Consider the following 21,366-nt stretch of genomic DNA (forward strand, 5'->3'; position numbering starts at 1 on the left):
TACTGGCAGGCATGAAAGACACGACGCTCAAGATCGACGTAGCCACCCGGGACCGGCTGGAGGCTCTGGCCCGGGCGCGCGGTCTGACGATGCGTTCGTACGTCGCCGCTCTGGTGGACGACGCTGAGCGGGCGGAGCGGCTGGATACCGCCACCGCGATCTTCAGGCGCACTGTCAGCGAGCCCGGAATCGCTGAGGCTTTCGACCAGGATTTCGGAGGCCTGCCGTAAACGGCCCCCGCACCGGCGTGACCCCTGAAACTGCTGGTCAAGAAGTGACGGCCCATCATTTCGTGACTGCATCCGGCGAAGAGCGCACTTCTCATCCGCATACGGCCAGACCGACGTCGGCGAGCGCAACGGGCTGAGCTGGTTCTCCGGTTCCGCCGGACGACCGGGGCCTACGGTTCCCTGCATGACCGCTGCTCCGAAGCCGTACAACCTCACCGGGCTCACCCTCTACATAGACACCCACATCATCGATGCCGCCGATGACGCGTCCGCATGCCTGAGGCGCCTCCGCGAAGAGGGGTGGATCAACCTCCAGCGGACCGACACCATGGACACGGAACTCGCCGACGCGCCGGCCGAGAAATGGGCGGACCTCACCGAGGCCAGCGCCGAGTACCCGGAAGCTCTCGGGCCCATGGTGTGGGGGCACTCTCGCTGGGACTCTGCTGTCTGGGGCAGCGAAGAGGACCGCATCCGCATGGATGACGTCTTCGCCGTCCTTTTCCCCAACGCGGACCGGACGACCGCACGGAGGAATCACATCCGTGACGCCATGCATGTCTCCATCTCCATCCGGTACGGGGGCTTGGGCTTCGTCACCCGTGAACGGCGCCTTTTGAACAAGGCACAGCAGATGGCGGAGCGCTTCGGCGGCTTCCGTATGTGGTCGCCCGAGCAGGCCCTCCACGAGGCGGCCGCCCGCGTCCGTAGCCTGCGGGAACTGCACCGTCTCGAGCCGCACCGCGGTGCTCTGCCGGCGTGGCCGGCCGACGGTGATTTTCCCGGAACGCCTGCCGTCGAATAGCCGGCGGTGAGGACCTCGCGTCCTCAGCCGGTGACCTGCGGTGTCCTACGGCGTCCCGTCGACGATGGCCATCAGCCGGGTGATGGCCTCGACGTGCTTGCCTCGGGCGGTCATGTATCCGGCGATCACATCCCGGTCAGGCCTGTCCGCGGTCGGCAGTTCGGCAAGGACCCGTCGGGCTCCCGCGGCCCCGAAGTCATCGGCCCAGCCGTTGTTGCCGTTGGTGTAGAGGGCCTTGAGGGCGGTGATCTGGTCGGAGGTGCGGGTGTCCTGGGTGATGCGGCCTGTCCGCAGGTCCAGGGCGCCGGTCTGCATCGCCCAGCCGATCATCGGCGTCGCGGAGTGCTCGACCACGGCCATCGCGTACCCGCGGGCATGCTGCCTGGCGAGGTCCATGTCGGGGAAATCAGGCACGTATGCGAGCACAGCCCCGCAATATCCGCCTGCTGTCCCGCCCTTGCGCGTGACCGTCAGGTGGGCAGCAGCAAATGCCCTGATCACATCGGGACCCATCGTCTGTTGGGCCTGGGACTCGGTGACCAGCACAGGCTTGACCCCCAGCCCGGCTGCCTGCTCACGCACCCAATCCGCCGCCAAGCGCCCGGCGTGCTCGTCCCAGTCGACGCCCGGTTCATAGGGAACCCATGCCGCGGTGTAGGTGCTCTCGGTCATGGCTGCGAGTCTACGAACCACCTGCGACAATCCGGGGCCGACGCGTCCCGAAGCAGTTCAATCTCCTCGTCAGCGCGGAGAAGACGTCCAGGGGCAGCGCTGGCGGCTTTGCCGTCTGCTGCGGCCGGTAGAGCGCCTGTTCCCGCAGGCTCCGCCTTCAGGCAGCGAGGGCCGGCAGGCATTCCCCCGCCCCGGCCAGAACGGTCCGCCGTCATCTACTGCGGTGCCTGGTCCCGATCCCATGCGTGTGCCTTGGCGCTCAGGCTGTCCACGATCTCCTTCCACCGCCAGGTGTCCGCGACCGTCACGGAGGTACCGACATCCTCCAGGCGCCAGGCGGCCAGTTCATCCAGCTCGGATATCAGCGTGCTGGTGTCGAGCGGGTAGCGGGTGCGATGCCTCTCACCGCGCAGCGTGGTGGCGATGTAGTGCAGGCGGTGTGCGGCCCGGTAGTAGGACACCTGCCCGGAGGTCAGGCGACGGACGGCGTAGCCGCCGCACTTGCCGCACCAGTGCATACCCTCGATCCGCAGAAGCTGCCCGAGTGTCAGCACGTCGTCGTGGCGGCTGACGCCGCGGTCGCCAGCGTGCCGGCAATCCGGTGAATGGCCTTTGCCCTGGACGAGCGGGTCGGCGTTGGTGGTGTAGATCTGGACATCGGCCAGGGGGGCCAGCGGAATACCGGAACCGCTGCTCCAGCGATCCTCGCTGGGGGCCCGGAACGGCTTGAGGTCGATGGTGGACATGGCAAGCAGGCCGTGCCACACCGCGTACGGGAAGGCGGGGGAACGGCGGCCGTCCCTGTCGTAGCCGCCGTCGAGGGTGCGCAGGTCCTTCACGCCGCGTGCCATGGCCAGGCAGCGAAGGCGGTGTTCCCGGTCGCGGTCGGAGTACGACCGGCGCTCCATGGCCTGTAGACCATCGTCGACGCCAAGATGCCCGCCGAAGGACGGATCACTGTGGTCACGGATATACGCGGCGGAGGGGTGCGCCTGGTCGGATGCGTCATCGGGCTCGTCGGCTGTGGGGGTCTTCCACGGTTCGATCAGGTGATCCGGCAGGTCGGACGCACCGGCGACAATGATTCCCTGCCATCCCTTCGTGCAGCGCTTCTCCAGAGCGCTCAGGGGCACTACCTCGGCTCCCTGTTCGGCGGAGAAGACCAGATAGAGCTGGTCGGCATTGCCCGAGGCAGCGCGCAGTGCTTGCAGGTGGGCGGCGGTGACCGGGCGGCGGTCGGCGATGGGGGTGTCGTCGAAGATCCCCGGACCGATGGGGCCATCTGCTGCGGTCGCGGGCCGGTCGCTGTCCGCGTCCGCGGTGCTGCTGGGCGCGGCCTGGTGTGGTGTGCAGGCGAGTGCCGAACGGCGGTCGAGCAGGCGGTCGGCGATAAGTTCGGGGACGCGCACGGTCACCATGCCACGACCCCAGTCGGCGTCCTCCAGGTAGCTGACCAGCACCCCCAACTCCCATGTACCGAGACTGTCGAGCCACTCTCGGCCGCGCGCGTGCGGCTCCTCTTCTGCCGCGTCGGGAAGTGTCACGGACACGAGGACCTCCGGGGCAGCCCCGGCGGACGCGGCCGTCTGCTGCGCGCGGTCTGCCCAGGTAGCGAGGAGGACCTCGGCGCCGGCCAGTGCCTGGTCGCGGCCCTTGCGCCTGCTGCTGATGCCGTCGAAGAGGTAGTGGACGATCCACGAGTGCTTGTCCGGGTGGTCCCAGCCGTCCGCGGCCTCCCGCTGCCATCTCCCCCACAGTGAACGCAGTCCGCGGGTGATGTCGGCCGCCGTGCCCAGGACCGTGAACGCCTCGTCGTCGTAGGGCAGTTGCGGGTCTTCCATGGCGGCCACCGCGGCGGCGGTGAGCAGTCCCGCCCGATCAACGAATAGCGCCCCCTGGCCGCGCAGGGCAGCCAGATACTGCTCTTTCACCAGGAGCCGCGGTTGGGCCCACTGCCCGAGCCAGGGAAAAGCAAGGACTGCCTGCCGGGCCTGGTGCAGGCTCGTCGCAGCGCTGCGCCACTCGGCCAGCACCCCGTCCCGCAGCCGTTCAGCTTCCTGGCGGGCCTCGCTGACGTCATCAGCATCGTCGTCATCCTCGACATCAGGGTCCGGCGGTGCGGAGTGCAGCAGTGTGGCGGCCGCCTCGACCTCCTCGTGGTCCCAGTCCTCGTTCTCGTCCGCCCCGATATAGGAGCCGAGTTGGTACAGCAGGCCCAGGCCGCCCAGTGCCTCCAGGAAAATCCCGAGGCCGGTCTCCCGCCGCACCCGAGGTCCGCCGGCTGCGCAGTGCGTGCACAGCCTGCCGACCACCGACGCATCCAGCAGCACCCGGAGTGCCTCCGCCTCGCGTCCCCGCAGATAGCTGCACTTCCTTACGGCGTGCAGTTTCGCCTGCTTGCCCCCGGCCGCGTACACCGTCACCCGCGTGCCCTCGAACGGACCAAGCGGAACATCAGGCGTTAACGAGTAACCCAGCACCAAGCCTCCCCAAAACCGGCAGTGGTACCGAGCCTAGAAGCAGGCACCGACACCCGGCGGGCCGTCAGCAGATCCGGCCGTCCTCCGGCATGCGCCGAGCGAAACCATGCCGATGAGATCCCCCGGTAACTCTCTGTCCCCGGCTTGCCCCGTCCCTGGCGGCGCAGACTTCGCCGACGCCGAGATCCGCCGCGCCGTCCTGGCGCGCCCAGCAGGGGCGCGCGCCCTGCTGTGTCCGCCGACCGGTCCGGCCCCTGGGCATCGCCGCGCGCCGGCAGTATGAACGCTCCGGGCCAGGCGCCCTACGCGACCGGTTAGTGGGAAGGACTGGCGTGGAGCTGCTCCAGGATCTTCTCCATGCCGAGCAACCCGGCATCCAGGCTGATCTGCTGGAGCCAGCTGTCGATGAGGGCCTGGCGCTCCGCTGGGTCGCGTTGGTCGATACCGGGATCGGCGAGCAGGCTGGCCCCGCGGGAGGTGCCGGCATCCAGGATCGAGGTCAGGCCGTTGCCCTCGAGGAGAACCGGTACGTCGGTGCTGCTCTTGAAGTCCAGGCCGATCGGCTGCGGCACCACCAGGGGGTCGACGCCGGCGAGCGCGGCCAGCGCGGTGGTGACCGGTGGGTCGACCAGCGAGGCCGCCAGGGCGTCGACAAGTTCGTATAGGCGTGCCACGGAGAGGCGCAGGTTGCCTGGCTGTCCTGAGGTCGTGTGGCTGATGCGCACAAGGACTTCCAGGGAGACCTGCAGGTGCGAGACGGGAGCACCGTAGGCGGCTGGCAGGTCGACCTTGGCTATGGCCTCCAGCGGGAAGGGCGGCTCTCCGCCCGGCCCGCCCTGCCACAGAAGGCGGACGTTGCGGGCGCGGTTGAAGCCCGACCGGTGGAACGGGTTCATGCCTCCGGTCCCCAGCGATGCGGACCAGTGGAGCAAGGTCCGGTACAGGGGCGAGGCGTTCAGGGCGGCGGCGAGTGCCTGCACGCCGCGTTCGGACAGCGGGCGCCAGGTGGCCGAGGCATCGACCGGCACGAACATGCCCGTGCGCACGACGAAGTCGGCTGCTTCCTGGCCGTCGCCGCGGAGGGGAAGTTCTGCCGGCGGCAGCCGCATGCCGGTGGCCATCATCTGGGGTGCGGTCTCGCTGATCAGCTGTGTCAGACGCGGCAGGTCTGCGACCGCGTTGCGTCCGTGAAGGCGGATCGGGGCTGCGCCTCCGATCAGTAGCGGGCGCGGCGCTTTCGCGGGGTCGACACGGACGACTAGGACCATCAGGCCGTCGGTGCCCGGCAACGCGACCGGGATGATCTCCGGCTCCCAGGGCGGCTCGAGTTTCTGGTGGCAGGCGTTGACGATCTGGACGATTGTGGACTCCGGGACGCCCGTGATCCGGTCGGGCACGTTGCGTTCGGTGACGCCGACCAGGATGAGCCCGCCGTAGCTGTTGGCCATCGCTGCGGCCGAGTCGGGGATCTTCTGCGCGTAGCTCTCCTTGTACTCCAAGGTCAAGCTCTCAGGCTGGCCGACGGCGACCAGCTCTCGCACGCGTTCCAGGGTCACGTCTTCAGCGCGGCAGGCGAACAGGGAAGCGGTAGACGTCACACGGGCCGCCCGTCGATCGGATGAATGTGGTTCGAGGGTTCACCCGGTCACGTTAGCGAAGCAGCTCAGCATGGCGTCGTGGAATTCCTGCCTTGCATCGCGGGTGGTGAACATCCTCGGTGGCTCCGGGCGCGTGCCCAATTGGAAGGGCCAAGAAGCGGCTACAGATCCAGTCCCCCGGGCTGCGAGCGAGGCGAAGCCGTATCATCGGCCGCAGAAGGTTTCGACGGTGGAGGCCGCGTCGTACTGCCCGTAGAGCAGGAAGAACCGGAGCTGCTGGTAGACCTGGACAGCCCTCTTGAGGAGTTGGCTTCCCCAGCCGGGCCGCGGGTCGGCGAAGGCTAAGACCGCTGATCTGGGCGACGCTCAGGGCGGAAGGTCAGCGCCGGTGGCCAAAGCCGCCAGCGGCAGGGGCCAGCAGCGTGGCCGCCGGGCCCTTTGGCTGCCTTGCTGGGATCCGGTCCCGACTCGGCCCCCGCCGGCGCCCCCAGCCGCAACTCCACTTGCTTCGAGGCAGACCTGTGACTGTGCTGCGTAGCTGTCCAAAGTTTGCAGGCCAGGTGGCTATGTCCAGAGGGCGGATCAGGGTGGTATTCAGGCGTACCTGGCGCTTAGCCAGGGGCGGCAATTTGCTGTTGGGGCTGGGTGGCTCGGCTTCGCGCGAATGAGCTCCAGCAGGCGGCGCTGCCGTCACTCGGCCGAGGCGATCTGCCACTCGATACCCAGCCTGAAGGCCGGCTTCAGCCACAGCACGCTCGGGCAGTCCCAGCCATACAGCGAGGGCTCTCTCACGAAGAAACGCTGGTCGTTTGCGGCCAGCCCGGCGGCCGACACGTAGACAGCGGCGAGTCCATCGGTCGTCATCTTCTCCCAGTCCGGTCCGATGGGGAACAACGGGCTCGGCCTGCGCAGCGGGTAGGTCGAGCACAGACGATCCAGGTCTTCCGCCGTGTCGATCTGGTACACCCGTGCTCCGGGAAGCGGCTCAATGATGACGGCGGTGTCGTATGGCCGTCCCGAACTCTGGTGGAGGAAGGGGTGCGGAATCCGCTCGGGTGCATTGCACCAGTTGGTCCAGTCGGTCGTTGCCGGAGCGCCTTCGGGTAGTCGGGGGACAACCGGGGAACACCACAGACCCCCCATCGGCCGAGCCCCCATCGGCCGAGGAAGGTCAGCTTGGTTGCGGATCTCCTGGAAGGTTGCCGCGCTGGGCAGTTCGGCGTCGGCCGGAAACGCGAACGCCATTGCCGGGAGCTGTTCCGGGCCGAGGTAAGAAAGCATCAGCAAGGCCCTTCGCGTCGAGGTGGCCGGGGGTAGGAGCGTAGTGGAGCGGTCGGCTGCCTGAGTCCCTTACCCGGCCCGGCCGACGCTCCAGCGGATCTGACATGGTGCGCGTAGTATCCCGCCCGGCTCGCCGAGCACGCGAACGATGGTCTCCTCGGTGGCACGGTCACCTTGCAGTACCAGCTCAGCTGGCGAGCGATGTCCGGGAAGCAGGACTCCAGGGCAGCGTCAGACGCTGGCCGGTGAGGTCTTCAGGCAGGCCAAGCAGCGTGAAAGCTTTGGTCATCAGCCCTGGATCATGGCCATCTACGGTGCAACGTCACAGGACCAGGCCTGTGACCTGCGCACTTGCCGCTTGCCGCTTACCGCTTACCGCTTACCGCTTGCAAAAATTAGCGCAACCATGCTGCCAGCAGTACCGGTGTGTCCAAAACCCGAATCGGCCCTTGTTGCCGATCCGAAGGCCATGACGCGCAGCTCGCACCCCCACCCCCCATTTTCGCTCGTCGTGCGTCAACGCCCGTCCCCGTGGGGCATACTGAGCCCACGTCAGGCGTGTCCGCAGCACAGGACGGACAGCCTGTTCCGAGAAGAGCGAAAGCGCACAGGTAGAGATTTAGTGAATAGGCCGTGGAGTCTGGTCACTGCTCGTTCTATTAACGTGCAGTAGTTTCCGGCCGCGCCCAAAAACCCTAGTATCTCCCCCGCTAGTACACTCGCATAACCTCTCGGTTCGGGGTTCGCGCCTGCACTTGGGCGCTTCGCATACATGCTTCGAAGAGCACCGGCATGGCATTGGGCCACGCCGGTGTTTGGCGTGCCCGCACGCCTCGGCGCTCGCGCGCCGCCTCTCCTTGTCATCGCCGGCCGCTGTCGGCTTGTCAGGCACGAGGCGGCGGGGCCGCCATGTGCCGGAAGGGCACATCGGTGAACCTCCCCTCTTCTGCTCCCGTCAAGGGGACCCTGACAGGACTGTCGGCTGCCGCGGCCGGATCCATGACAGGAGCGCCGTGGTGGGCCGTAGCTCTCATTGTTTTGGCCGGGAGTCTCGCCCTTCCCATGACGAGCCTGATCCTGGACCACGTAAGGCAGCGGAAAGGAAGTCTGCTGGATGAGAAGTTCAATGCGACCGTGGATCAGGTAACAGATCCCGAGCGGAAATTGCAGTGGATCACTTACCGGCAGGAGATTGGAAGAACGTCTCTACGGCCTGCTGAGTCCCCACCTGACGGGCAGCCACCCGCAATCCGAGACAACACCCGCCAGCCGCCGGAGACTTGACGGCACCAGGAGCGCATCCCGACAACTCCCACGGAGCACAGCCCCGGCCCGCCGCGGCGCGTGGTAGCCGGCCGGGTTCAGCAGCCCGGCCCGAAGCCCGGTCGGCGCGGCGGCGCCCCGAACTCCCGCCGCTCCGGCTGACAACGGGCATCGCACGTTCCCGGGCCGGGTGCGGATGCGGCACCGGCCGAACGGCGGGCTACTGCCTACATCATGAGGACCAGTCATCCCGCGCAGGAGCCCGCCGCCGACGCGGCGCTGAACTAGTGTCTGACCCCGTCGGGCACGCAGCGCTACCGGTGCCGGATCAGTCCCGGCACCATGATCCGCTGCCTATCGCTCCTGCGCGATGGGGGCCTGACCGGTCCGGGGGGACGCAGCGTGTACGTGTCAGAGGTGCTGATCGAGCGGTTCCGGTCGTGCGAGATTGCCCGCGTTCCTTTGCGCGAGGACATCACCGTCCTCGTCGGCGAGAACAACGCGGGCAAGTCGACAATCATCGAGGCACTGCGGCTTCTCACCGATCCGCTGGACGGACGACGATCACGGTACTTCGAGGAGAGCGACGTCCTGCGGTCGGCCACGGCGCAGATGCCCGGTCCGAGTCTGCAGTTGGATGTGGCCGACATCAGTCCCCGCCAGAGTGGGGCCTATCTCGAAGCTCTTGTCCACGAGAGCGGTCCCACCGACCGGCGGCGGGCGCGATGGCAGGTGTCCTACACGCCGCCGCAGGGCAGTGGCCGGCGTGGCAGCAGCGCCTGGGCCCAGGGGGCATCGCAGCCGGTCACGGGCGAGCCTGCAGTGCGCGGCGGTGTGCGGCATGTGTACCTGCCGGCGCTCCGGGATGCCGAGCGGGAGCTGGCCTCGGCAGGCGGGGACCAGGTGAGGATGATCCTGCGCGGGTTGCTCGGGGACGACAAGCGCGTGGAGGAATTCGTCGAGCGCGTCGGCGGCCGCCTCAAGGCGGTCACTGACGACGTCGATGTCACAGCCGTCCGCGACAAGATCAACATTCCGTTGGGCGATCTGACGGCAGGAGCACATCCCCAGGCGAGCGACCTGGCGCTGGCAGAACCCACCTTCTCGTCGATCGCAAGGTCATTGCGGGTGCTGCTGGGTGACACCGGCGCGGCTGCGGCTCCTTTGACTGCTTCGGGTCTGGGCTACGCCAACACACTGTTCATCGCCACGGTCATGGCCGAACTGGACGCAGCCGCCGAGGCCGACTTGACCGTACTGCTGGTGGAGGAGCCAGAGGCCCATCTTCACCCGCAACTGCAGACCCTGCTGCTGCGGTACCTCCAGCGCCGCGCAGAGCGGTCACGCAACCGCACCGTCGAGGACCCCTCCCAGCCCGCGGGACACCTGCAGATCGTGGTGACCACCCACTCCCCCATCCTGTCCGCCGCAGCAAGTGTCGAGCACCTCGTGGTCATGACCCGGTGCCCTCGGGCCGCATCCGGCACGTGGCAGGCCCGGCCACTGCCCATTCCCCAACTCGGGCTGGACCGGCGCCAGATCCGGCATCTCGACCGCTACCTGGACGCCACCAAGAGCGCTCTGCTGTTCTCGCCCCGCGCGTTCCTGGTCGAGGGGATATCCGAGCTGCTGCTCCTGCCGGCGCTGGCCAAACGGGTCCTGGCTGCGCCGCCCGGAAACCCCACGCCCGGCCAGCGGCAGGCTGCGTTCGAGGCCGTCGAGCGGTTCTTCGGCACCACCCGGGTAATCGTCGACGGCGTGGGATTCGAGGTGTACCTGAAGGTGCTGCTGGCCCCGGTCGACGGTATCTGCCTCGCCCGCAAGGTCGCCGCGATCACCGACACCGACGTCGCCCCGGGCGACCCCGAACCCGAACGACTCACCACCCTGCGCGCTCTTCCCCAGCAATGGGACTCCCCCGGGGAAATGCACCTGGCTGTCGCACCGCGCACCCTGGAGCCCGCCCTGTGGTCCGCCGGCAACCGGGACGCTCTGCACGCCGCGTTCCTGCGATGCGCCCCCAACTCCCAGAAACGATGGGATAACGCCGTCATCGCCAGCACCGACCCCGCCCAGGCCTTCGGTGAACTGTTCATCGAAAAGGAGAAACGGACCCCCGACAGGGCCGGGCAACAACCGCCAGGCACCCCGATCTCCAAGGGCCACTTCGCCCAGGAACTCGCCGACGTCCTCGACGACAGCGCCATGCCGTTCACAGTTCCTGGGTATCTCGCCGATGCCATCCGCTTCCTGTGCACCGACGCCCCACAAGGGCCTCCCCCCGCCGCTGAGGAGCCGACAGACCAGGCCGCACAGCAATGACCACCCCCGAGACCGGGCAGCCTGCGGACGATGACAACGGTCAATCGCAGACCCAACTCCGCGCCGCCGCCTTGGGCCAGCAAGCGGCCGCAGCCAGCGTCCGCGCCCCGGCCTACGTGCCCGCATGCCCCGGAGCGGGCAAGACGCACGTCGTGGCCACCCGGCACCTGCAGTCCACGCCCGTACCGCTGCGCGCCGGCCGGGCACTGATTTCCTTCACACGCGTAGCACGCGACCAGATCGCCCGACGCTGCCGCCAAGCGGGGCGCAGCGACCTTGTGCAAGTCCCGCACTTCATCGGGACCTTCGACTCCTTCGTATGGGAATTCCTGGTCAAACCGCTGCGACCGGCCGACCCAGCACCACGGCTCCTGGAATCCTGGGGAGCTGTCAAAGCCCCCGTGACCGGCCTCGACCGCGCCATGTTGCTCGGCCAGTTTCCCCTGGCCATTGAAGTCACCGGCAACGGGATGAACGAACGCGTGGCGTGGGAACTCGTGGACGCCGACACCGAACGGACACTCGCCGACAGCGCCTACAACCGCACGGCGTGGCAGGAGGCCATCCTCACCACACGGAACCACTGGTGCCAGCGGGGCTACTACACCGGCCACGAGGCCCGCTACCGGGCTCTGTGGCACCTGCGGACACCCGCCAAGGCCCAGTGGCTGGTGCCTCCCCTGCTCTCCCGGTTCGCCGAGCTCATCGTGGACGAGGCGCAGGACTGCTCGGCAGCCGACCTGGCGATCCTCGGGCACCTGCACGACGCCGGACTACCGCTGATCCTTGTCGGCGATCCCGACCAGGCCATTTATGCCTGGCGTGGAGCCGAGCCCCAAGCTCTGCAGGACTTCGCCACACGCATCAATGCCGCCACGGTCCGCCTGACCGGCAACCGACGCAGCTCTCCCGTGATCTGCCGGCTCGCCAGCACCCTGCGTGCCGGCTCCCGCCCGCCCGACACCGCAGTAGTGCGGCGGGACAGCATCCCGGTCACCATTTTCCCTACCCGGTTCGCCGCCAGAGGCAGTCAGCACCAGCACGCCCGCAGCGGGCAGCCAGTCGTCGACGTCTTCCGCGCCCACGCCCAGCGGCACAGCATCCTCCCCGAGGGCTGCCTACTGACCGCACACCGCTACGCGACCCTGCCCGGAGTGACCCGCGAACGGCCGGGCGCCAACGCCCTGAGCGCCCTGGCCTGGGCTCACACCGTGGTGCACACCCCTGGAATCGACAGCGGCCAGCTCGCCCGGGCCACGATGGTGGCTTCCCGGACTCTGCTCGGTTACTGGTTCCCTCAGGAGACCAGCAGCCCCGAAAGAATCTGCGTCAACCTCGGCATCCCCCTCGTCCATCTGCACCGCACCTCCTTCGCTTTCCTCTACGAACTCCCCACCCCCCACAGAGACTGGGCCGCCGACGTATGGCAGGCCCTGAAGGCGTGGCCGTCCCTACCCAAAGCCGCGCCCGAAGGTCTCAAAGGCCGCCTCGGCGGCACTGTCACTCTCGCCAGACCCACCGCGGGCACAGGTATGCGGGCCGCAATAGTCCACCAGGTCAAAGGGGACGAAGCCGACGCGGTCCTCCTGTTCCTCCCCGACCCGGGCAACATCAACCGCTGGGCAACCAGCGACCCGGCAACCGACGAACAACTGCGGATCTGGTACGTCGCCCTCACCCGCGCACGACGCCTTGCCGCCCTGGCCGTACCCGAAGACGAAGCAGAGCCACTGCTCCAGCTCCTCACCGCGCACCAAGTACCCGCCGAAGTCCTCTGAAGCCCCGGCCCCAGCCTGCAAAACAGGGAGCCAAGCCCACAACACTCCCCCGGCCCAGCCCAGTAGGCTCAAGAAGCCACCCAAGAACCCTGCACCTGAACGTCCCATCGCCAAGATCGGGGCACCATCTCAAATCCTGGGGCACCACAGGTCAGAGGCATAGCAACCCTCAAGCCTGTGATCACGAACATCGTGAAGCGCTGGCCAGACGCCATGCTTCGAGTCTGCTCCACAATTCTCAGAACCTGGGGCGCTCCAGGTCAGAGAGCATCTAGATCAGCAGACCGCGCCATTCTGAGTGAGCCGACATACTCGAGCACATGCTCAACCTGTCCCCCGCCGGGCCTGACGAGCGGCCGCCGGCATCTCGTACGCAGGCGGACAAGTGGAACGCGAACATGGCGGCGGCCCGGCAGTTCCACGCCCGTGAGGGCCACCTACAGCCGTCCAGGAAGGCTGTAGAAGTCGTGGACGGCGTCGAACACAAGCTCGGCATGTTCGTCGACAACGCCCGCAGGCGGGCCGACAAGCTCAGCCCCGAGCGGCGCCAGGAGCTGACCGAGCTGGGCATGCGCTGGTAGGCGGGTAGCGTCCCTCGGCGACCCGAGCCTTGATATCAGCCAGAAGACTTTGAGTAACTGATTGAATACTCTTTGTAGTCGTCCGCGATGGGCGCGGCGACCCACGATCTAGGGGACTCTTATGCGACGTGTCTTCACCAAGGCGGCCGGACTGGCCGCCGTCGGTGTACTCGCCCTCGCCGCGGCACAGCCCTCCCAGGCCAGCGCCTCTCAGCAGGAGACAGGCCGCGCGGCCGCCGCGGGCCCGGCGTACTTCGTGATGACCGACGTCACGAAGGCGGAGTTCACCATCAAGCTGACGAAGAGCGAGGACATCGAGCACGCCCGCGAACTCCTCAACGGCAAGTCGACCGAAGAGCCCCACGTGATCACCCGGATCGTCAAGAGCACGGCCTCCTATAACCCCAAGTGGGAGTTCCACGCCGACCCCGAGCAGACCCGCTTCTTCACCCATGGGATCGAGGTCTGCGACGCGACCATCCCGTACGTCAACGAGTACCTGGATGAGGCCGGCGGCGCGTTCCTCCCCGGCCGGATCTGGTGCGACTGGACCTCACGTCTCGTCAGGGAAGTGTCCGCCGACTAACCGACCGGATTCCCAGCGGTGCCCCGCTGACACGAAGCGGCCAACGCTCGGCTGCTGCCATCAGCCGGCCACAGGGCCGTACAGCGGCCTTGCCGGGGCGTCCCGGTCGTATCGTCGGACCGGGTTGTCTGTCGCAGACCTGGACGGCCTTTGACGCCCCCGCTACGCTCCAGGGCCTCCTCCGAGCGGACGCGAAGGCTGGAGCGAGCAGCTCAGCGGCACTGTCGCGGCAGTGACACATCCGGCCCCCGCCGCTGTCACCAGGCCGACATGCGCGGGCCAGGGGTTCACCGCTCGTCTCCGGTGGCGGCGTCGTCCCACAGGCGGGCGAGCTTCTTCATCTCGCGCTCCCGCGTGTCGAACCATTCTGAGCGCGCCCACTCGTCATCCAGCCGCTTCTGCTCGTCTGCCTCACGGTGCCGTTGCTCGGCTTCGGCGGCGCGCTGGCGCTGCTTCTCGCGCTGGCGGTACTCGGCTGCCGTGTGGGTGTCGGTGAGCGCCTGGAGCAGCGGTTCGGGCTCACCGCCGCGTTCCTGCGCGACGCGGAACCACACCGGCCCCATGGGTCCGTGCTCCTTCAGACGGTCCAGGGTTGTCATTACCAGCGGGACCTTGCCGGTGAAGTTGAGGTAGAAGTCTTCGTCGATGGTCGATGCGTAGCCGTGCAGCCCGTAGCCCTGGTCGGCGTGTTTCTGCGCGGCCCAGTGCTCGCGGGAGAGGTCGGCCACGGTGCGCATGCGGTTGGTCAGGGCGGTGGGGCCGGCCCCGGTGAGCACGATCGCCAGCGGCGGCAGGCCGGGCAGCCCGGTGCGGGGGTAGAGCGTGGTCCAGAACGGCACCGTGTTCGCCTCGCCGATTGCGCCGCGGCCCGTGCTCGAGGGGAGTGCCGGGTCGCGGACGCGGCGGGCGTAGACGTCGGCGTAGGCGCCGACCTTGTCCGCCAGGACGTGCGCGGGCTCGGTGGAGCGGTCGACCTCCACCATCAGCAGCGGCAGTCCGGCGGCCTTGTCCTGGAACACCGCGTCGGCGCGGACGTTGCGCTTTCCCGAGGACGTCAGCGGGTGCGGGACCTCGGTGCGCCAGGAGGTGACGCCGCCGATCCCGGCCGGGGCGCCCGGCGACCTGCCGCCCCTCGTGAACGCCACGATCGTGGCGTTGACCGCCATCGCGTGCGGAGCGCCCCCGGTGCCCGCTCCCCGCGCGCGGCCGCCCATCACGTCCGGCTCTCGCTTGAGGTGGGCGGCTGCGGAGTCCAGTCCGACCGGGGTCAGGCCCCACAGCTTCTGTGACGGCTCACCGCGGCGGTCCGGCGCACCGAACTTCCCCGCCGGGCCCGCCGGGCTGCCCTCCGAGAGCACCTTGCCCTGGGCCTGGAGCACCAGCAGGGCGTTGCGGATCGCCTTGTTGTCGGACAGGTGCGGGCGGACCAGCTCCATGATCTGCGTCGCGGTCGCCACCTTCAGCACACCCAGTACCCGCAGCACGTCTTCCTGGTCGCGGACCGTCGACCGCGGCCGCCGCGCCTTGTTCTCCCCCGGCTTGGTCACCGGGCCTGCCGTGTCCGCCACGTGTGCCTCCCCTGCGACGTCGGGCTGTGGAGGCTGTCCATGGTCGCCGATGCCGCCGACAGCCCGGCGGCGCCCCCCTTGGCCGGCCGGCGCATCAGCGGCGGCCAGCGGCACGGCCAGGGCCCGCCGCAGGCCCAATCCGCGCGTGGACCCCTCGCGCCCTTCCACCCGCCCCAGCCGCGCCGTCTCCTTTTCATCGGTGCGGCCAAGGAGGGTGGAGGGCAGAGGGGTTGGCAGCACCGGTGACCTCGGGACAAGGGGCCTGACCAGGGGCAACGATCCGTCCGGGCGGGAAGGGGTCGGGTGCACTCCTGGGTACAGGCTTGGGGACACCCATGGGGAACCGGCGGTAGCCGGCCCGCGCACCTGCTCCCGGGACGGGCCGATCGCGCACACGACCGCCGCCGGCGGCCGCCAGCCGGGGCCCGCCGTGCCGTCCGACCCGAACCCCGTGCACTTGACCCAGCCCGCTGACCTGCCCGAACCCCGGCCCTCGCCGCTCCCCCCGTACTTTGCCGCGCCGCAGCAGTGCCCTTCCGTGCCGCTCGGCAGGTCTCCCCAGCCTGCACCCCGCGCCAGCCCCGCCGACCACCGCCGCGCACCCGTCACCGTGTCCACCACCGCGACCCTCCTTCCGACCCGCCAGCAGCCACCGCCGGCGGGCCGCAGCAGCCTGCACGCGCACCCCTCGTACGCGACCTGTTCCCACCCCGCAACCCCAGCGGTCCAGGAGAAACGCGGGCGCCGGCCGACCACGGCGCGGCGTGGTCAAGGGGTGGCCTGCCGTGGAGGCCCTGCGGCGCGGCCGCCGTCCGGACGTCACACCAGTCACATCCACCTCGAATTTGTTCACTGCCACCGGGAAGCGCCGCCGGTTGTCACGGGCGGCCCATGGACGAGGGCAGCAACCGGCCCCCGCTACCCCGACCGAAGGAGACGACCATGAGGCGCAACCCGAGGATCAACCACCTGACGCGGCTGGTCGACAACCTCCTCGACGGCCTCGCCGCACACGGCCGCCCCGCACCGACCGCACCACAGATCCGCGCCGCCCTGCGCGAACTCCAGCCCAGGCGCGGCCGCCGCACCCACCGCCGGCCGAACGCCCGCCGGTAGTCGGCACGCTGGCGACCACGCCGTTCCCCTCACGGGCTGCTGTCAGGTGAGGGGAACGGTGGCCGACGGATCCCAGCTGCGCACCAGGCCCGGCGGAAACGGATCAGTGTCAGTGGCCGGTCAGGTCGCTGGTCACATCTCCTTCCACTCCCTGCACGGCTCTCGCGGTGTGGTCGATGACGTTGCCGTTCGAGCAGTTGTTGGCGTGGTCGCTGACGTAGTCGCCCAGCACCGGGACGACCGCGACTTCCTGGAGGCACACCGCGGCGGCGGTGAAGTTCCAGTTGTTCGCGGCGTTCACGCCGCTGCCGAAGTTGCTGTCGTTGTCCGCGAAGGCGGGAGTGGCACCGGCCGTGGCGGCCAAAGCCACCGCCGCGGCCGTCAGCGCCCCGCGCATGATCATCTTTTTCATGGCCGGGCCAACGACCGCCGAACCGGGAGGGCACGGCCTGCTACGCCGCCCGGAGGACCCGCCGCCGAATCCTCAAGCAGGGCAGCGGCCAGAGACCGGCGGTCACCGGGCTGTGGTCACGGTGATGACAGTGTCAGGGCAGTCGGCGAGGGTGCGGGCGAGCGCTTCCTGTTCGGCGGTGTCGATGTCCAGGCCCCACCGGGTCTTGTCGGCGATCCAGTCGGTGACGTAGGTGCAGCGGTAACCGGCGGCCGGCGGCAGCCACTGCGACGGGTCCCTGTCGGCCTTGGACCGATTGGATTTCGCGGAGACCGCGACCAGATCCCGCGGGTCCCCCAAGTCGTTCGCGTAGTCCTGTCGTTCCTTGGGCGTCCAGGCCGAGGCACCGCTGTCCCAGGCTTCGGCGAGCGGCACCAGGTGTTATCCGCCCCCTCACGTGCCTGCCGCTGACATCCGTGACAGAGGGCGATTGCCCGGTTTCCTTTCTGTGAGCGTTGCGTTATCCGGTGCAGCGGCTATTTGCCGCTGACAGTGATGACAGGCAGGGGGATGTGGTGGCGAGCACCCAACGGGTGGCGACCGGGGCCGGGCCGACGTGGACGGTGGTCGCGGGTGACTTCCGGGTCGCGGAGCCGGCTGAGCAGTATCTGGAGTACCTGCGGGGGACGGACCGGTCACCGAACACGATCAGGAGTTATGCCCGGGGCCTGGCGCTGTGGTGGTCGTTCCTGGAGTAGCGCTCGCAGGGATGGGACACGGTCGGCGTGACCGAACTCGGCACGTTCGTAGGGCAGTTGCGTCGCGGTGGGGTCGCGGAGGCCGTCGTCCCGCTGCGCGCCGCGGAGAGGGCGGCCGATGCGACGGTGGCGAGTCGGGTGCGGGCGGTGCTGGGCTTCTACCGCTACCAGGCCGCACGTGGGGTCGAGGTCGCGGGCCGTCTGTACGAGACGGTACATGCCAGGCCGGGCAACTATCTGCCGTTCCTGGAGCATGTGGCCCGCAAGCAGGGCCGGCATTCGAGTGTCGTGAAGGTCCGGGTCCGGGTGAAGCCCGTCCCTGTTCTTCTGCCAGGGCAGATGGCGTCACTGCGCGAGTCGGAGGCGTTGTGGGATCCGGTTGTCGGTGCCTGGTCGGGTGAGTTGCGGTACCGGTTGCTGTGGACGCTGCTGGAGGAGACCGGTCTGCGGCTGGGCGAGGCGTTGGGGCTGCGGCACCGGGACTGGAAGACCGGCACGGGTACCACCGCCCAGGTCGAAGTGGTGCACCGCGAGGACCATCCGCACGGTCTGCAAGCCAAGAGCGGCTACCGACGCGTCTTCGTCGGCTCATCCCTGGACCGGCTGTACGGGGACTGGGTGTGGGCGCTGTGCGAGGCCGGCGCCGACGTCGAACTCGACGATTGGGATGACGCCTACATTTTCTGCAACCTGTACCGGGGCCGTCTCCAGCAGAAGTGGGCCCGCGAGTTCATCGCCGCGCAGGGCGCCCCAGAGGGAACGGACCCGCCGTATCTCTTCCTGCAGACCAAGAACAACCGGCTCGGGAAGAGGCCCTACGCTTCGGCGACGTTCCACAGTCGACTTGGCGTGCTGACCGAGGAGCTGGCCATCACCGACAGTGTCGGCCGCCCCGTCAAGGTGTCCAAGACCCACACCTTCCGGCACACCCGGGCGACCGACCTGATCAACGCCGGGGTGCCGATCCACGTCGTCATGCGCTACCTGGGCCACATCACTCCGACCATGACCATGCACTACGCCAAGACCCTGGCGGTGACGGCCGAGCGCGAGTTCTTGCGCTACAAGAAGGTGACGGCCGGACCGCCGAGGTCGATCCGAGCGACCTCTACGACCTCCTGCACCTGGACCAGCGCGCTGACCGGGTTCTGCCGAACGGCTGGTGCATGTTGCCGCCCCGGCAAGTCTGTTCGAAGGGAAACGCCTGCCTGAGCTGCGACAAGTTCGTCACCGATGCCAGCCATCGCGAGGAACTCCAACACCAGCTTCAACAGTCGGAGGCGCTGATCACCCGGCGTCAGACCCAGTTCACCGTTCGCCACGGCGAGCCGATGGGTGAGGACAACATCTGGCTCGCCGGTCGCCTGTCCGAGACCCGCGCACTGACCAAGGTTCTCGTCGCCCTGGACCAGGTCAGCGTCCACGAGGACGGGCAACTGCGGGCGGTACGCGGAGCCGGTGCGGCCGACCGCCCCGAACTGCCGGCCACCACCCCACCGCAGGAGCCGACCGCATGACACCGCTGCCCGAACATCTCCGCCAAGCCATCCGTGCCCGGACCGAGGAAACCGAGAAGCGGGCCCGCGCCGCCCTCGCCCAGCTGGCCAAGGCGGGAAGGCCCATCAGCTTCACCGCCGTGGCCCGGGAGGCCGAGGTGAGCACCGACTTCCTGTATCGAAGCCCGGACCTACGCGCCCAGATCGAACGGCACCGCGACAAGGCCGGGCAGACTCTGACGAGGCCAACAGAACCCTTGGAAGATCGGTCAACCTCAGCTGCGGTGCGGGCGCTGAGCGCGCGCCTCACACGCCAACAGCAGGATCATCGGGCAGAGGTTGACCGGCTTCGCAAGGCTTTGGAGGTGGCCCAAGGTGAGAATCTGGACCTGCGCAGGCGCCTGGCCCACTACGAGGCCTGACGGACCCAGGCACCTCGCGCTCTGGTAGACAGCCTGTGACCGAGTCGTCAAAGGGCATGAGGTGCCAGATGTGGTGGAAGCGACGCCGGGAAGAGAACTCAGCCGTACCTTCTCCGACGGAGCGATGGCCGACCGCGTGGGACGAACCTGGAAGGCTTACAGCGGCGCAGCGGGTTCGCGCTGTCGTCCACGCCATCACCGATGGGACCACGGCCCGCCCCGAGCAGATCCGGGGCCTGCCGGCAGAGGCCGTGCTGGCGGTCGAGCGTGACCAGCAGGTTCCGATGGCAGATGCCTACCGAGAGTTCCTCTCGCTGATCGGCGGTGGCGCAGGTCGATTCATGCGTGGGGAAGACGTCTACTACTCCCGCGTTCTTGGACTGGGAGAGGCGGCCCGCGAGCTGCTCGAGGAGAACGACTCCCCCTTCCACTTCGAACCAACTGACCGCGTCTTCACCATGCATCAGGGTTACCAGTTCGAGTTCATGCGCGGCACCGGGCCAGACCCCGAGGTCTGGTCCTACTCCGAGGGCATGAACGGCGACGTTCCCTTCCGCAGCCATGCCTCTTTCACAGACTGGCTTCGTGCGACTGCGGAAGCGGAGATGCCGGTCTGGAAGCGGCACGCCGCGACGGTACGCGAGGAGATCAACGCTGACGGCACCATTACTGAGCACTGGTAGCCAACCTGGGCGTCAGCGCTCACAGCTCCAGTGTCAGGAGGAGCGGAAAGGCGCGTGCCTGCGGCGAGTTCTGTGGGCGCCATGCCGTCGACAGCTGTACCTGGGACATCGCGTTCTCAGCTCGCCGTAGGTGCAGATACCAGGTGGTCGATGTCGAGCTTGCTCGCGTCGTCGATGTACATGTCGTCGTACGGGCTGAGCCAGGTGCCGCCGGTCAGCGCGCAGCGCGGGCCCTGGACCGGGGCTGTGAGCGCGTCCCGTTTCAGCACCTCCTGCCGGGTCGAGCACCCGTCGCCGTCGGCGTCGATCCAGTGCCGGAACTTGCTGCGCTCGTACCCGGTGCGGTCCTCCGCCCGGACCGGAAGCGCCGCCAGCGCCTGGCTCACCGGAAGGGAAACCGTCTCCCCCGCCGTGCCGGATGTGGGCACGGAAGCCGCGGCAGCCGGGCCCGCGAGCGGCAGGGTCAGGACGGCCAGAGCGGCACCGGAGGCGAAGACCGTACGCCGCATCGAAGAAAGGATCATGACCGCTTCGTACCGGACAACCCGTCCCGCACCGGGCACCGTCACCCCTGCCGGGCACGTCGCCAACCAGGAGCCGCCCCCTTCGATCCGTCAGGCGCCGGAAAGTCAGACCGCGGTGACCGCCGATGCACCCCCGGTCCGGCCGTCCAGGTGTCGACCGCGGCGCGGCGTGGTGGCGGGGTGTCCGGTCCTGAGCAGGCCGCCGTCCAAGAGGTCGAACACCTCGCTGTCGAACTCCTGGACGGCGCGTCCGTCCGGTCCGGGCAGCCACACCTCGACGGCGCGGCCCGGGTGGATGCCGGTCCCGGCGGCAGTCACCCGGGGCCCGGCGCCCGCGCAGGATCCCGTGCCCGCGGTCCAGGCCCGCCCACGCCGTGGCGCTGACCCGCAGCCGCACCTGCGCGCCCGGCCACTGGCCCGTGGCCGGCAGGACGGTACCGGCCATAACACGGATCTTTCGGCCGCCCCGCGATGTCGGCCCGGCTGCGGTGAGGACTCGATGCCCGCGTGGGGGCGCCCCGATGGCTGCGGGCTTTCCCCCGGATGACGCGGGTCATGTCATGAGGAAGGTCTCTCCTCCTCGTTGCCCGGCTCAATCCCCGGTCAATGACTCCCGCGGGCCGGGCCTCCATCGGCAGGATCCCTGTTGCCCCGTGGATCACTGGCAGACCGCCGGAATGTTCCCGAGATGACCGAACGCCACCCCCATCACGCTCCGCAATCAGTTGCCGGACGGCAACGTTCCGTACGTGGCCTGCCTCAGGATGTCTCAGGCGTGCCGCCGGACGGCGCGCTGAATCTGACGGGGGTGG

The 21,366-nt window shown here is 68.7% G+C and carries 21 protein-coding genes; 12 read left to right on the top strand and 9 right to left on the bottom strand.

Annotation, left to right across the window (positions count from 1 at the left end; translation table 11 throughout):
* The first annotated feature begins 11 nt into the window (after window positions 1–11).
* Both ACZ4EF_RS20600 and ACZ4EF_RS20605 read left to right on the top strand, forming a co-directional pair.
* The gene (locus ACZ4EF_RS20600; RefSeq protein WP_467505861.1) at window positions 12–230 is read left to right on the top strand and encodes an antitoxin MazE7; all 219 of its coding nucleotides are present in this window, start codon (window positions 12–14) and stop codon (window positions 228–230) included.
* A gap of 184 nt (window positions 231–414) precedes the next feature.
* Window positions 415–1,035 carry a hypothetical protein gene (locus ACZ4EF_RS20605; RefSeq protein WP_467505863.1) on the top strand — a complete coding sequence of 207 codons (621 nt, stop codon included), beginning with the start codon at window positions 415–417 and terminating at the stop codon, window positions 1,033–1,035.
* 45 nt (window positions 1,036–1,080) lie between these two features.
* Here the strand turns inward: ACZ4EF_RS20605 and ACZ4EF_RS20610 are convergent, their stop codons facing one another.
* The 4 genes from ACZ4EF_RS20610 to ACZ4EF_RS20625 form a co-directional block, all read right to left on the bottom strand.
* Complete coding sequence (locus ACZ4EF_RS20610; protein ID WP_467505865.1) at window positions 1,081–1,707, bottom strand: hypothetical protein; 627 nt, start codon at window positions 1,705–1,707, stop codon at window positions 1,081–1,083.
* Between the two features lie 215 nt (window positions 1,708–1,922).
* Window positions 1,923–4,187, bottom strand: a complete 2,265-nt coding sequence (locus ACZ4EF_RS20615) for a hypothetical protein (protein ID WP_467505867.1) — start codon at window positions 4,185–4,187, stop codon at window positions 1,923–1,925.
* A 314-nt stretch (window positions 4,188–4,501) separates the two neighbouring features.
* On the bottom strand, window positions 4,502–5,728 hold the full coding sequence (locus ACZ4EF_RS20620; protein ID WP_467505869.1) for an AlbA family DNA-binding domain-containing protein: 1,227 nt from the start codon (window positions 5,726–5,728) through the stop codon (window positions 4,502–4,504).
* Between the two features lie 747 nt (window positions 5,729–6,475).
* Window positions 6,476–7,066, bottom strand: a complete 591-nt coding sequence (locus ACZ4EF_RS20625) for a hypothetical protein (protein ID WP_467505871.1) — start codon at window positions 7,064–7,066, stop codon at window positions 6,476–6,478.
* A 1,680-nt stretch (window positions 7,067–8,746) separates the two neighbouring features.
* On the opposite strand from ACZ4EF_RS20625, the gene ACZ4EF_RS20630 reads away from it, so the two are divergent.
* From ACZ4EF_RS20630 to ACZ4EF_RS20645, 4 genes are all read left to right on the top strand, one after another.
* Window positions 8,747–10,651, top strand: a complete 1,905-nt coding sequence (locus ACZ4EF_RS20630; RefSeq protein ID WP_467505873.1) for an ATP-dependent nuclease — start codon at window positions 8,747–8,749, stop codon at window positions 10,649–10,651.
* On the top strand, window positions 10,648–12,429 hold the full coding sequence (locus ACZ4EF_RS20635; RefSeq protein ID WP_467505875.1) for a UvrD-helicase domain-containing protein: 1,782 nt from the start codon (window positions 10,648–10,650) through the stop codon (window positions 12,427–12,429). Before ACZ4EF_RS20630 ends, ACZ4EF_RS20635 begins: the two co-directional genes overlap by 4 nt.
* A 320-nt stretch (window positions 12,430–12,749) precedes the next feature.
* The gene (locus ACZ4EF_RS20640) at window positions 12,750–13,010 is read left to right on the top strand and encodes a helicase associated domain-containing protein (protein WP_467505877.1); all 261 of its coding nucleotides are present in this window, start codon (window positions 12,750–12,752) and stop codon (window positions 13,008–13,010) included.
* Window positions 13,011–13,131: 121 nt separating this feature from the next.
* Window positions 13,132–13,596 carry a BP74-related protein gene (locus tag ACZ4EF_RS20645; RefSeq protein ID WP_467505879.1) on the top strand — a complete coding sequence of 155 codons (465 nt, stop codon included), beginning with the start codon at window positions 13,132–13,134 and terminating at the stop codon, window positions 13,594–13,596.
* 287 nt (window positions 13,597–13,883) lie between these two features.
* Here the strand turns inward: ACZ4EF_RS20645 and ACZ4EF_RS20650 are convergent, their stop codons facing one another.
* Window positions 13,884–15,164 carry a replication-relaxation family protein gene (locus ACZ4EF_RS20650; RefSeq protein ID WP_467505881.1) on the bottom strand — a complete coding sequence of 427 codons (1,281 nt, stop codon included), beginning with the start codon at window positions 15,162–15,164 and terminating at the stop codon, window positions 13,884–13,886.
* Between the two features lie 942 nt (window positions 15,165–16,106).
* Between ACZ4EF_RS20650 and ACZ4EF_RS20655 the strand changes: the two genes are divergently transcribed.
* Window positions 16,107–16,280, top strand: coding sequence for a hypothetical protein (locus ACZ4EF_RS20655; RefSeq protein ID WP_467505883.1), 174 nt, complete (start codon window positions 16,107–16,109; stop codon window positions 16,278–16,280).
* Between the two features lie 109 nt (window positions 16,281–16,389).
* On the opposite strand, the gene ACZ4EF_RS20660 is transcribed toward ACZ4EF_RS20655, so the two are convergent.
* A complete protein-coding gene (locus ACZ4EF_RS20660) occupies window positions 16,390–16,677 on the bottom strand; it encodes a hypothetical protein (RefSeq protein ID WP_401312293.1) in 288 nt (95 codons plus the stop codon).
* A 117-nt stretch (window positions 16,678–16,794) separates the two neighbouring features.
* A complete protein-coding gene (locus ACZ4EF_RS20665; protein WP_401312296.1) occupies window positions 16,795–17,106 on the bottom strand; it encodes an HNH endonuclease family protein in 312 nt (103 codons plus the stop codon).
* 140 nt (window positions 17,107–17,246) lie between these two features.
* Between ACZ4EF_RS20665 and ACZ4EF_RS20670 the strand changes: the two genes are divergently transcribed.
* The 5 genes from ACZ4EF_RS20670 to ACZ4EF_RS20690 all read left to right on the top strand — a co-directional run bounded on the left by ACZ4EF_RS20670 (window position 17,247) and on the right by ACZ4EF_RS20690 (window position 20,030).
* Entirely contained in the window at window positions 17,247–17,429 is a 183-nt protein-coding gene (locus ACZ4EF_RS20670) for a site-specific integrase (RefSeq protein WP_467505886.1), read from the top strand.
* A gap of 27 nt (window positions 17,430–17,456) precedes the next feature.
* Window positions 17,457–18,641, top strand: coding sequence for a tyrosine-type recombinase/integrase (locus ACZ4EF_RS20675; protein WP_467505888.1), 1,185 nt, complete (start codon window positions 17,457–17,459; stop codon window positions 18,639–18,641).
* Between the two features lie 119 nt (window positions 18,642–18,760).
* A complete protein-coding gene (locus ACZ4EF_RS20680) occupies window positions 18,761–18,946 on the top strand; it encodes a hypothetical protein (RefSeq protein WP_467505890.1) in 186 nt (61 codons plus the stop codon).
* Complete coding sequence (locus ACZ4EF_RS20685; RefSeq protein WP_401312305.1) at window positions 18,943–19,347, top strand: DUF6262 family protein; 405 nt, start codon at window positions 18,943–18,945, stop codon at window positions 19,345–19,347. The genes ACZ4EF_RS20680 and ACZ4EF_RS20685 overlap by 4 nt, the downstream gene beginning before the upstream one ends.
* A 251-nt stretch (window positions 19,348–19,598) precedes the next feature.
* Window positions 19,599–20,030 carry an SMI1/KNR4 family protein gene (locus tag ACZ4EF_RS20690; protein ID WP_355343423.1) on the top strand — a complete coding sequence of 144 codons (432 nt, stop codon included), beginning with the start codon at window positions 19,599–19,601 and terminating at the stop codon, window positions 20,028–20,030.
* Between the two features lie 116 nt (window positions 20,031–20,146).
* On the opposite strand, the gene ACZ4EF_RS20695 is transcribed toward ACZ4EF_RS20690, so the two are convergent.
* Both ACZ4EF_RS20695 and ACZ4EF_RS20700 read right to left on the bottom strand, forming a co-directional pair.
* Complete coding sequence (locus ACZ4EF_RS20695) at window positions 20,147–20,554, bottom strand: hypothetical protein (protein ID WP_355343426.1); 408 nt, start codon at window positions 20,552–20,554, stop codon at window positions 20,147–20,149.
* Window positions 20,555–20,659: 105 nt separating this feature from the next.
* The gene (locus tag ACZ4EF_RS20700; RefSeq protein WP_391053013.1) at window positions 20,660–20,872 is read right to left on the bottom strand and encodes a hypothetical protein; all 213 of its coding nucleotides are present in this window, start codon (window positions 20,870–20,872) and stop codon (window positions 20,660–20,662) included.
* Window positions 20,873–21,366: the final 494 nt, after the last annotated feature.

Source organism: Streptomyces sp. NPDC025721 (assembly GCF_055558595.1).